Below are 12,937 nucleotides of genomic sequence, written 5' to 3'. Positions count from 1 at the left end.
CCTATTTCCAATACCCTTGCATTATATAACTTAGGAATACAATTGTAAAGTGAAATTCTTGATTATATTAAATATTTTTAATAAAAGACCATCGAAAAGGATGCTTTCCAATGGTCTTTCGGGTCATTTATTTAATTGATGTATTTCATGTAGTCCGCCATCCTGTACAATGCAGTAATGGCTTCTCCTACCTTGATTGTATTTTCAGGTTTGAATTCTCCATCTTCGTAGCCTTCAAATATATTCAATTCCGTCAGTTTTTCAACCTGGTCAAGAGCCCAGCCTTTGATCACTCCCTTGTCCTTGTAGGTCAAGTCAGATGTCGTTGCCGAAAGCTCAATGACTTTTGACATGGTCCTGTAGATTACCGTTGCCATTTCCTCTCTTGAGATTACCTGGTCGGGTCTGAATATTCCATCTCCATAACCCTTGAATATGCCGAATTCCACAGCTATCATCATGTCACTGTACAACTTGTGGCTTTCATCGAAGTCGTCAAAGCTTGCGTCAATAGTTATGTCTGCATCAGCCAGACCCAGAATCCTGCATATCAAGCCGGCGATCTCTCCCCTGGTGATGCCTCTTTCGTAGTCCTCGTATCCCAGAGTTGATTTGATCTCAACTTCAGGCTCAACTTCAATCTCACTGTCATCTGAGCCTACTGCATCATCACTGAATACTTCCATGATGCTGAACAGTCCATCAAGTTTCTCCGCCTTCTCCTCCGACCAGTGTTCAGATTCTGATGGTGTTTCAGTTTCCGTCGATGTTTCAATCTCTGCCGGATCATCCTTCTCTGTATCGGAGCCTCCCGACGAAGAGGAACCGCCGGATGAGGATCCACCGCTTGAGTGACTGCCGGGAACTGTGAATTCAACGGCTTCAAATCTGTAGTTGTCCACACCGTCGATACCGACCTCGTAGCTTTCACCAGGAGTCATCTCCACATTGATTATGTATTTGTTGCCGTTGTAGTTTTCCCTTATCTTTTCAGGCTCCAGAGAACTCGAAAGGGCAATATTGTCAAGATTGATTCCCGGAACATCGGATGACAGCCTCAATGTCAGTTCATCCTTGTATACGCTGGCAGTTATGGATACATCCATCCTGTCTACCTCCAGGGTCCCATCTTCATAGGTGATCTCATAGTTGTCCGATGACAGTCCCGCTGGAACAATCCTGTAGGAGCCTGCGTCATCTCCATTTTTGTAGTCGCAGTCAAGTTCCAATTCTCCGGACAGGACCCTTTCGTCCTCTCCTTCTATGAAGCCTTCATAGCCGGCTGTGTAAACAGGTGATGGATCCATGTAGTCTACAGCCTTGTCATCCGCCCTCACTGTCAATTCCGCTTTCTCCACATCGAGGACGCCATTGACGAGAACTATTTCATAATTGTCATTCCCATGGTCCCCGTCATAGTCAAGGGCTATCTCATATGCTCCCGGTCCCGATGTTGGATCCGCTTGGCATGTGATTGAAGGTTCATTGATCGTCCTGTCCCTTCCGGACAAGTCATAGCTGAGTGTGAATTCAGGATTTTCCTCTCCGTAGACCCTGCTCTTGTCGTCTGCAGTTATTATCAGTTGTTTCCTCGTGATTTCAGCGACCCCTGTCTTCACTCCCGACAGCCTGTAAAGATCCTTGTATTTGTAGTTTACCGAAAGATTGACATTATACAAACCTGCGTCCCTGAAGTCCTTGACAGTGCCATCTGTCTGCAGTACATATTCAACATCGATGATGTCTTGAAGTTCATTGTTGACTACAGGAGTACCTGTCAACGATATGGTCTGTTCCCTTCCATTGTACTCCTTGAGTGTATTGCTGATGGATGCTGATATCTCCTTCTTGTTTGCTGTAAATGTAATCAGCCTCGTCTGCGGGTTGAAATTGCCGTCTGAAGCCTTTGTAGCCTCTATTGTAGCACTTCCAACTCCAGTCACTCTCACGAGCCCGCTGTCATTGACCAGTGCTATGGCGCTTCCGGTAGTGACTTCCCAGGCGATTTTTCCTTGTCCATTTCCTCCATTGGCATAGAGGGCGAACTCGTCCTCGTATTCTATATAGGATGGAAGTCCTCCGACTTCAAGCCTGTAGGACTGGTCTGCCTCCTGTATGGTAAGGACTGCCCCGGTTGACACCCCTGTGTAGTTTTCATTGAGAGTGTTTACAACAATGTCATAGACTCCTGCATCTTCAGGTTCCGCAACTTCCTTTCCGTCTTGCTTGTAGACTACTTCATAGTCCACTCCTTCCGTCAATTCCACGGACGGCCTTACTGTTGCATATTGGGCTTGTCCCGTATATGAAACAGTGTTTTCGGTTATTGCGTATATGACGGGCCTTTTCTCTACTGTGAAGGTTACGGAGCCTGTCTCTTCCTTGTAGTTCCCGTCTGATTCCTTGGTGGCTTTTATTGTTACTGTCCCTGCTCCCTTTATTGTAACGACGCCTGTTTGTCCAGCTACTATGGCCGCCTCTGTCGTGCTGCTTTGCCATGTCACATTTCCGGTCCCCTTACTTTCGGCTTTCAGCAGGAAGTCGGGATCTCCATAGACAACAGCTCCGGGCACTCCGCTTATGACAAGTTCCGTGTTGTCTATGGATCCTATGTCAACAGTGGTGTATAGGGTTGTTGAAGCAGGTGTGTAGTTCTCATCGGTTATTGCAATGCCCGATACCACTACAGTCTTTTCAGCTCCTGCAGATGACGACAGCATAACTGCCGATTCATAGCTTGCAGCAAGACCGTCGATTCCTGTTGAAAGGGTGACATCTACACTATAGTCTCCGGGGATGTAGTCCCTGTTGCTTGCTCTTGCTGTTACAGTCACAGGCTTTGGCACCGTCGTGAAGGCAACCTGGCTCGACTGTTCGTTGAAGTTTCCATCTGCTGCCTTTACTGCCGTCAGGGTGACTTTTCCCACACCTGTTATTTCCACTTGTCCGTCCAGTGTTATTGCTGCCACACTCGTATTGTCACTGGTATAGGATATGTCGCCTGTACCGCTTCCTCCGTTTGCGCTGAGGGTGAACCTGTCTCCATACTCGATGGCGTCGTCAGGAAGGCCTGTCAGGGCAAATGCCTCCTGGTCGGCGCTTGTGATTGTCAATATGCCCGATTCTCCACCAGAGTAGTTGTCGTTTGTTATCTCGATTCCTATGTCGTAGGATCCCATTTCCACGGGATCTGCAACTTCCGTACCTTCCTGGGAGTAGGTTACGGTATAGTCTATCCCTTCCCTGAGATCCAGGTCATCGGGAACAACTGTTGCATATATGGCTTCTCCCGTGTATGTCCTGCTGCTTCCTGTTACAGTGAAGGTTACAGGTTTTTTAGCTACACTTATTACAGCCTGGGCGTCCTGTTCATCATAGTTTCCGTCAGATGCCTTTGTTGCAGTTATGACTGTGCTTCCTGCATTTTTCACCGTGATATATCCCTGGGGCGACACTGTGGCTGCATTTGGATTGCTGCTTGTGAAGGTCACTTGTCCAGTTCCCTTTCCGCCCGTAGTGGACAGCTGGTATCCTCCGTCTCCATAGGTGGTGGCTGCCGGCATTCCCGTTATTGAAAGTGATGTATCGTCACTTGCCGTAACGACAAGGGTTCCGGGAGCCGCAGTAGTGGCACTCTCGTAGTTCATGGACTCGGCTATGGTTGCCTTTGCATAGTACTTGCCTGCATATACCGGTGCTCCCCCGTTTGACAAGGACCCGCTGTTTCCGGAAGTGGTCAGGGTGGTGCACCCTATATCAGTATAGTAAACATAGGTTACTTGTCCGGTGGGAGCCGAGGCACCCTCTACACCGCCGACAAGAGCCTCTTCAATGTCTATTGGAGACCCCGTATAGGATGCAGTCTTGTCCAAGAGACTAATTTCAGGAACTGCCCTTGTAAGTGAAACCGGTATGTCCACATAAACAGTCCTGTAGAGGTCATCCTCCGGCGTGAATACAACGGAATATGTTGAATCGTCCACATCGGGTATGTGCGAGCTTTCAACCCAGGCAAATGAACCGGCTACTGTCTCTCCGTTAAAGGATGCAGTTCCTCCCGTAAGATCTATGTCTCCCAGTGCTTTACCGTACTCAGTCTCCCCTGCCTCCGGAGCTGTTACCTCCGTCTCAAGCTGGTCAATCTCTATATATGCATGGCCGATGTTGCCGACAAGGTCTCTTACAAATATATGCATATATCCTGTTTCAGTCATCGGGACAGATGCAGTCAGGCTGCCTCCTTCGATCAAGGTCTCGGAAGTCCAGTCGTATTCAGGGGATGCTGTTGCATGAGAATTGACAACGGCGAAGCCTGAAAGTTCGGAAATGCTTGCTGGATCATCGCTTCCTGAGACATTGGTGAAGGTTAAGTCCACCTTGTCCTTGTTTATTGCCGCTAAAACAGAGGGAGCAGTTCTGTCCATCTTGACTACCGCATTTCCTTCATTGGATTCCAGTCCTGCTCCATCGACAGTCCTGTACGATATATTGAATATGCCCTCATCTGTCAATGTCTTTGTGGATCCGTCCGTCCAGCCGCCGTCATTTATGTTGTACTGGTATGTAACTCCCGATATGTCGGTTGTTCCTGACAGGGTGAAGGTGACCGAACTTCCGCCGTACCAGGTCCCTCCGGCGTAGTCTCCATCCGCATCATCCTTCATGGTTATTGCTGGATCCGAAGGAGCCGTCTTGTCTATCTTTACCGCAGCTGTTGTGGTAGAGCCACTGTTGCCGGTTTCATCCACCGCCCTGGCATATACGGTGTAGGTTCCTTCTTCTGTAAGTTCGAAGCTTTCACCCTGAATATAGTTGCTTCCGTCAGCGGAATACTCGTAGGCCATGTTGTCGCCGGTGGTGAAATTGTCCGTTGACCCTGATATTGCAAGGGATACGGATCCATCCGTCCAGTCACCCGATGCATATCCGATGCCATTTGATGTCATGTTTATTTCAGGGGCCGATGGTGCCTGGTTGTCCGTCAGATAAAAGGGTCCGAATTTTCCAACGGTTGTGTTTGATGCATTGTCAAGAAGCTTGTAATGGATATATACAGGTTCGGGTCCCGGCGTATCCAGGTTGAAGGACAAGCTCGTATTTGTACCCATGGATCCCCAGTCTTCAGGGTCGGAAGAGCTGTTGTCGATGACAATGTACCTGTGGCTGAAGCCGCTGTCCCCTTCGTCGCTGAAGGTCAGTTCAATGTCGGTGCTTGCATAGTATGTTCCCGCAGCCTTGTCACAGGTTGCTGAAGGTGCCGTATCATCCACAACAAGTGTCACATACCTTGATACTGTCTCAGAAAGTATGCCGTCACTGTTCTTCACCTGCAGGGATATCTTGTAGGTGCCTGCATCCTTTCCGGTGAAATCAAGAACTCCGTCTCCGTCAGGCGTCATGGACTGGTCCGTCCCGTCCTTGGTGACTGTCCATATGCTCTGGCTTATGCTTCTTCCCGCAGGGTCGTAGCTTGTGTTGTAGAGTGCCACCTTGTCATCCTCGGCATCGTATGTATATACGAAAGAAGGGTTGAGGTTGAATTCCGCAATGGGCTCAAGTACTGCCAGCTCTTCGTTTGTCTGATCTATGGATACATACTTGTAGGAAGGAAGACTCTCCACGTCAAGATTGTCAGTTACTATCATCTTGACAAGGTAGTTGCCTTTGGATGAGATCACAGTCGGTTTGCCCTCAGTCCATGCTGTGTCCGTAGTGGCCTTCCACCAATAGCTCCTGGATTTAATGCCATTATCCACAAGACTTTCCTGGTCATAGTCCCTGGAATTGTCACTTATGGTCACGTTGTTGTCCGATACGGATGCATCGTAGCTGGCCACAGTCATCCTGTGGACGTAGACGGTCTTTATTATCTCATCCTTGTAATAAATGTCATATTTTCCAGTCTGGTTCAGGGTTACGTCAAGGGAATCGAGATAGAGTCCGTCATAGGGAACTGTTCCCGTAGGGTTTTCGTAGTATGTCGGGTCGTGGTCAACCTTCCATTTTCCCTGAGGCCACTCACTGTCTGTCGTTGATGTCTGTTCTATTACAGGGTCAACAGTTATGGAGCCTGGCTTTCCATAGACCACATAGTTGGTATCCGCGATTATGGATCCCGCATACTCGTCGTATATGTACTGGGCTATCCGGTCAATGGATGCAGATGCTGTATTGTCTACGAAAGTTCCCCTGTCATCGTTCTTCTCAATGAAGCTTTCAGCCTGTTCCCGGTTCGATGACGTTCCCCATCCGATATAGTGGATCTCGTCGTTTCCAAGCCTGGCGAGGATCTCTCCCAGAGCCTTGGGATCATCAAAGTCTCCCACTTCTCCGTCTTCAAGGTTTACTATGAACCTCTTGGATCCGTCCAGCCATTCCGGCTCGCGGATTACTTCAGAGAAACGCTTCGAGGAATTGGTAGTCATGGTGACATTTCTGAATTTTGCATAGGGCTGTGAATTGGCAAAGAATCCCCAGCTTCCGTCAATAGTGTCCGGTGCAGTATAATCGAAAATCTGGCTGTAGCTGCCGTCCTCTTCCTTGTATAGCTTTGCATTATCGCCCTTCACCCTAAGCTTGAATTTATACCAGATGTTGGTCCTGAAATTATCCAGATGGTTGTCTACTATGGGCGTCAGATAGGTTTGTCCCATGGAGTACAGGCCCGTTGCGTGAGAGTTGTTTGTAATTCTAACATCTCCGCTTGGCCAGCTGTCAGGCGTATATGTATAGCCCGGGTAATAGTAGAGGCCTCCAAAAACATATACATATCCTGTCTGGTCAGGATCATTTATTACATTGGAAAAGCCTTTCATGCCAAAGGTAATGCCGATGTCGTCATCGTCGCTGTTGGTAGTGCACATCTCAAGTTCCAATGTATAGTCGCTGGAATCGAAGTTTGGATCATAGAATCCGGACCACTGGGCATTGGTTGTCTTTATAATCTCGGGCGGAGTTGTAGTTGGATCATAACGCCAATCCCCTGCATCATTGTATCTTGTCCATTCATCAAAGATCGCGCTGGCGTCGGCCGAATTGGTAGACGTGGTGGCGGTTTCTATTGCCTCTACGCGCAGTCTGTCAGCCGGCAGTCCCATGCCCTCAAGGGCAGTTCGCAGCTCATCCTCGAATGTGGATGGATCTTTCACTGAATCACCCACCGTAAGGACTACGTTTACATAGTTGTCCTGTGAAACCTTGATTTTCACACTTTCCGCCCCATAGGCGAATATTTGGCTTGAAAACATCGCCAGTAAGAGACTGATTACGAGCAATATCTTCAAATTCCGGTTTTTGAATAACATTTACATCCTCCAGTACATAGTCTATATTTGCCGCCAATGTTAGCAGTTCAATTCTTGGCAAGCAAACATATTCTATCATTACTGAATGTATCTTTGCAATTGTTTTTTGCAGTCTCGGGTGGAAATTTTAGTTATTGTTTCAAAAAGTAAAACCGCCTCCCGAAGGAAGCGGTCAAGGTTTTCTATAATGAGTCCTGGACTGCGATATGCGAATCAGGCAAATGGTTCCATCATAAGATTTATAATCATCCGAGGTACCTTTCCAGTCGATCATTTACTATTTCATATATATCTTTAGTCGCTTTTTCAGCCTTTTTCTTATCGATTCCATACTCCGTCCCGACAGCAATCAAGTCTTCCATGCCTGGATCAATTCCATCGATCGAGCAAAAAATCAAACAGGTTCACATGTGTGATTCCATCTCTTGACAGATCCAGCTTGTCCATAGTGATCAAATACTTTGGGTATTGATCGTTTATATCCTTGAGCGCCTTCATTTCCCTCTCATAAGTCGATTCATCAAGAGCTGTCAGGCTAACCTGAAAGTATAACCTGACATCTCCCTTTGTTGCAATGAAATCCACCTCGGATGAAGGATTCTTGCCTACTGCGACATCAAAGCCAAACATCAGCAATTGAAGATACACTATATTCTCAATGACATGACCCAGATTCCCCTTTCTATATCCAATCAGTTTGTTTCGAAGTCCGGTATCAACCACATAATACTTCCCGTTGGTCCTAAGTCTTTCCTTGCCACGGATATCATATCTCTCGCACTGGTAAAGGACATGCGCGTCACACATGAGCTTAAGATAATTGTCAACAGTATCTGAAGTAATTCTATGCCCACTGGAAACCAATGTGTTTTTTATGGAATTTGCTGAAAGAGGATTGCCTATATTCTCCATAACAAATTTGGCAACCTTGAAAAAGGTTCCTTCATCCCTGATTCTTCCTCTTAAAACGATGTCCCTTGTAAATATGGAATCAAACAAACCCGCAGTAATTGCCTCCACCAACTCCGGACTGTCTGTCAGGCTTACTGCCGGAAAGGAACCTATTCGAAGATACTCCATGAAATCCTTATCCAAATCATTCAAGGAATATTTCTTGAATTTGAGAAATTCCATGAATGACAAGGGGTATACTTTTATCTCAACATATCTGCCCGACAGATAGGTCATATGTTCTCCAGCGAACATTCTGGAATTGGAACCGGTCACATAGATATCAGAATTCATACTAACCCTCAAACTGTTTACGGCCCTTGCCCATTCCTCAACTTCTTGAATCTCATCTATGAGTATATAAAGCTTGGAATCACCGTCGACCCTATTCATAACATACTCATGCAATGATTTTGCATCTTTCAATTCATCATATTCAAATTTCTCATAGTTTATTTCAACAATTCGTTCCTCTTCAACACCGTCATTTATCAAAAACTGCTTAAACAGCTTTAGCAAGGATGATTTCCCCGATCGCCTTACTCCTGTGATCACTTTGACAAAATCAGTATCCCTGCTTTCAATCAGTTTATTCAAATATCCGTCTCTTGAAATCATGACTACCTCCACAGCTTTGTCATAATCTAATTATATTCCAAAGATGCTCAGGAATCAATAGTTTTCCGATTACTAGTCGTAAAACTTTATATATATGTAAGTTTTTCGAATGTTAGTCGTAAAAATCGAAACATATGTATTTTTTTCGAATGTCAGTCGGAATTTTTATCCATAGAACCTGCATACTTCCCCTATGACCTTCTCATTCTCCTCCTTGGTCATGCCGTAGTACATGGGAAGCCTGAGAAGCCTCTCGCTTTCCCTGGTGGTATGGGTGTCCCTGCCGTGGAACCGTCCGTATCTCATCCCCGCCACAGACGAGTGAAGGGGTATGTAGTGGAATACAGAAGCTATGCCCCTGTCCTTCAAGAAATCCATGAGCCTGGTCCTCTCCTCCATGTTTTTGCACTTAATGTAGAAGAGGTGGGCGTTGTGGCTGCAGTGTCCAGGCACAAGGGGAAGTTCCATAAGACCTTCCTTCTCAAGATCCTTAAGACCCTCATGATATCTGCTCCATGTCTGCAGCCTGTTCTCATTTACCTTTTTTGCATCCATAAGCTGGGGCAGAAGGTGTGCTGCGTTCAATTCGCTTGGAAGGTAGGAGCTGCCAATGTCAACCCATGTATACTTGTCCACCGTGCCCCTTAGAAACTCCTTCCTGTTGGTTCCCTTTTCCCTGATTATCTCGGCCCTGTCAATATAGCCCTTGTCGTTGACGAGGAGGGCTCCCCCTTCCCCCATCGTGTAGTTCTTTGTATCGTGGAAGCTGTAGGCGCCAAGATGTCCAATGGAACCGAGGGCTCTTCCCCTGTAGGCAGCCATGATTCCCTGGGCTGCATCCTCAACGACTGAAATGCCGTGTCTTTCCGCAATATCCATGATCCTGTCCATCTCGCAGGCCACTCCTCCGTAGTGAACGGGCACTATGGCTTTCGTCCGTTCCGTAATTGCTCCCTCTATGAGGTTCTCGTCAATGTTCATGGTGTCCGGCCTTATGTCCACGAAGACTATCCTTGCCCCCCTGAGGACGAAGGCGTTTACCGTCGACACGAAGGAGAAGGATGGCGCTATGACCTCGTCCCCTTCCTTTATGTCAAGGAGGAGGGCTGCCATTTCAAGGGCATGGGTGCAGGAGGTTGTTAGAAGAGCCTTTTTTGCACCCGACATCCTTTCAAGCATCAGGTTGCATTCCATGGTGAACTCTCCGTCTCCGCTCAGCTTTCCATTGTCGACGGCCTTCTTCATATATTCTATTTCATTGCCTAGGCTCAATGGCCTGTTGAATGGTATTTTCATATCTTTATCCTCTTTCTTATCTTTTCCTGAGCATTTTTCATGAGGTTTGTGTCTTTCAGGTACAGGAAGTATATGAGCAGGAAATACACAAGGGCTCCTGCCCCCGCTGTGGCCAGAAGCTTAAGGAGTCTCACCATGCTTTCTCCCGATCTTATGTCAACGGCATGTGCTGCAATGAACCTTACCGTTGCAGCCATTGCGGCCGAGGATGCCAGTGACTTAAGTATTATGGACAGTATCCTCTTGTATTCAATTTCCAGGTTCTTCTTCCTCAGAAGCCAGAACTTCAGAGACGTATTGAAAAGTGCAACTATGCTCGTTGCGAGGGCCAGTCCGTTGTGGGCCATATACCTCACCAGCACCAGGTTCAGCACTATGTTGAGGGCAACTGCAGCCATCCCCGTCTTCATCGTGGTCTTTGAGTCGTGATATGCATAGTATACCTTGTTTATGAACATGCCCATGCCGGTTCCCGCCATTCCAATGGAATAGTAGAAAAGCGCCGACGACGTCATCCTTGCATCCTCAGCATTGAAGGCTCCCCTTGAATATACCACGTCTATGATCTCCCTGTTGAGGGTCATCAGTCCTACTGTTATGGGAATGACAAGTATGGTGATCATGCTGACGGCATAGGTGAACATCTTCTTCAGCTTGTCCCTGTCTCCCTTGACTATCCATTCTGAAAAGGACGGATATATGACCGTCACCATGGATGTTATGAGAAGGCCGTTTACGGATGTTCTCACCTGGGATGCATACTTAAGCGATGAAATGCTTCCCTCCACAAGGGTTGAGGCAAGGGTCCTGTCTATGGCAAGGTTTATGTAGGATATTATGGAGGACACCATTATGGGCACCATAATATTGTATGTGGCCCTCAGGTATTCATCCCTCTTGACTGTCTCAAACAGTCTTCCCCTGAATCCGTGAAGGGGAATGTATATGTAGATTGCTCTCAGGCCGTATGCCAGTATGTTGCTGAATATCAGCCCGGGTATCCCGAACTGTTCATGGAAGAATACAAGGTAGAGGACTACCACTGCATTCATGACTATTCCTCCGCTTGCCACCATGTAGAATCTGTTTTTCGAATGGCTGAAGGCCTCGTAGATGGAATACATGAAGTTGCAGAATATTACCGGCAGCCCTATCCTCAGGTAGGACACGGCTGTGTCCAGCTGCGCTCCCGTGAAGCCTACTGCAAACACCTTCACAAGGGGCCTTGCCAGGACATAGGACAGCGCTATGAGGACAAGTGAAGCAAGGGCGAAGAATCTTGTGATGTTTCCTATGTATTCCCCTTCCGTTGTCCTCCCTTCATCCCTTATCCTTGAAAGGACTGGGATGATGGCCGCACCAAGGCCTGCTCCCGCAAAGCCGAATATCACGGCATATATTGTATTTGTTATGAAATAGGCATCGGTTCCGAAATCAGAACCGAATCGGTATGCAATCATAACCTCCCTGAAGAAGCCTGTAAGCTTGCTCAGGGAGGTTATTGCCATTATTCCTATTGTAGCCTTTATCATTGTTGTTTTTTTCATTTTGTTCTCCAGATCGTCCATTCCGTCGTCTTCCCGGAATATTTATAAATAATTGTATCACATTTCATTATATCTTATCCAAGAAAATCTCATGCCTGAACAAAACGGCTTCGCCGTGTCATCCGCGTAGAAAGTTTCCTCAACCGTATAACACCAACGCTTCAAGGTGTTATGCATTTTTAACTTTCTTAAGCTATGAGAATATAAAAAAGACAGGCCAGCTTCTCAACAAGCCGTCCTGTCTTTCATTTGGTGGAGATAAGGAGATTCGAACCCCTGACCCCCACACTGCCAGTGTGGTGCGCTCCCAGCTGCGCCATATCCCCAGGGTATACAAAGCGGCTTCGCCGCGTCATCCGCGTAAGCGGTGTTGTTAACGCGAAGGAAAATACCATTAACCGTAAAAGACCAACGTTTCAGGGGCTTTTACATATCTAATTTTCCTAAGCTGTACGTAAGTAAATTTATTTAGTTCAATATCAAGTATAGTGATTTCAGCCCCGTTCGTCAAGATAAAAGTTTGCCAATATAAAAACTTCCATTGTGACAATCAGGACTTGTTGAGGAGATTGCAGATCAACAAGCCCTGATTTTATCCACCTTTTGCTGCTCCTTAGATATTCAAGAAGAACTGTCCTTTTGTATTTTTATCCTAGAACAATCCTGAGATTACTCCGTTTTCGTCTACGTTTATCTTCTCTGCAGACGGTACCTTGGGAAGTCCCGGCATTTTCATGATGTCTCCTGTCGATACAACTATGAAGCCCGCTCCTGCAGATACTGTGACGTTGCTTGCAGTGATTTTGAATCCTGTAGGTCTTCCAAGCTTCTTTGGATCGTCAGTAAGGGAATACTGGGTCTTCGCCATACAGATTGGAAGGTTTCCGAATCCGAGGCTCTCAAGGTTTGCGATCTCCTTATCAACCTTTGAAGTGTAGTCCACTCCGTCGGCTCCGTAGATCTTTGTCGCTATTGCTTCTATCTTTTCCTTGATGCTCATTTCGTCTGTGTATGTAAATTTGAATTCAGACTTGTCTTCCTCTACCAGTCTTATTACTTCCTTGGCAAGGGCCTCTCCGCCTTCTCCGCCGTTTGCCCATACATCCGAAAGGGCCACGTTTACTCCAAGCTCCTTGCATTTTTCTTCAACAAGGGCAAGTTCAGCTTCAGTGTCAAACGGGAATTTGTTGATTGCTACAACTGCAGGGAGTCCGAAGTTTT

General features: G+C 46.7%; 5 protein-coding genes and 1 tRNA gene. All 6 read right to left on the bottom strand.

Going from position 1 to position 12,937, the window contains the following annotated elements; genetic code table 11:
* Positions 1-131 precede the first annotated feature (131 nt).
* Complete coding sequence (locus BUB05_RS16595) at positions 132-7,304, bottom strand: MBG domain-containing protein (RefSeq protein WP_073050730.1); 7,173 nt, start codon at positions 7,302-7,304, stop codon at positions 132-134.
* A gap of 369 nt (positions 7,305-7,673) precedes the next feature.
* Positions 7,674-8,873, bottom strand: coding sequence for an ATP-binding protein (locus BUB05_RS16590; RefSeq protein ID WP_073050729.1), 1,200 nt, complete (start codon positions 8,871-8,873; stop codon positions 7,674-7,676).
* Positions 8,874-9,038: 165 nt separating this feature from the next.
* The gene (rffA, locus tag BUB05_RS16585) at positions 9,039-10,169 is read right to left on the bottom strand and encodes a dTDP-4-amino-4,6-dideoxygalactose transaminase (protein ID WP_073050728.1); all 1,131 of its coding nucleotides are present in this window, start codon (positions 10,167-10,169) and stop codon (positions 9,039-9,041) included.
* Positions 10,166-11,716, bottom strand: coding sequence for a murein biosynthesis integral membrane protein MurJ (murJ, locus tag BUB05_RS16580; protein WP_175548588.1), 1,551 nt, complete (start codon positions 11,714-11,716; stop codon positions 10,166-10,168). Before murJ ends, rffA begins: the two co-directional genes overlap by 4 nt.
* A gap of 250 nt (positions 11,717-11,966) precedes the next feature.
* Positions 11,967-12,042, bottom strand: a tRNA-Ala gene (locus tag BUB05_RS16575).
* Between the two features lie 326 nt (positions 12,043-12,368).
* Positions 12,369-12,937, bottom strand: a 569-nt coding sequence (locus BUB05_RS16570; protein WP_139258053.1) for a formate--tetrahydrofolate ligase, incomplete at its 5' end; no start/stop codon positions are given.

It is taken from the genome of Dethiosulfatibacter aminovorans DSM 17477, from assembly GCF_900142005.1.
GTDB classification, from domain to species: Bacteria; Bacillota; Clostridia; order Tissierellales; family Dethiosulfatibacteraceae; genus Dethiosulfatibacter; species Dethiosulfatibacter aminovorans.
Note: the sequence above shows the minus strand (reverse complement) of the source record. Positions and strands in the feature narration are given on the sequence as shown.

Excerpts from the sequence above, each read along its gene's own strand:
- BUB05_RS16595 (WP_073050730.1), bottom strand. The coding sequence starts at position 7,304 with ATGTTATTCAAAAACCGGAATTTGAAGATATTGCTCGTAATCAGTCTC.
- BUB05_RS16590 (WP_073050729.1), bottom strand. The coding sequence starts at position 8,873 with ATGATTTCAAGAGACGGATATTTGAATAAACTGATTGAAAGCAGGGAT.
- rffA (WP_073050728.1), bottom strand. The coding sequence starts at position 10,169 with ATGAAAATACCATTCAACAGGCCATTGAGCCTAGGCAATGAAATAGAA.
- murJ (WP_175548588.1), bottom strand. The coding sequence starts at position 11,716 with ATGAAAAAAACAACAATGATAAAGGCTACAATAGGAATAATGGCAATA.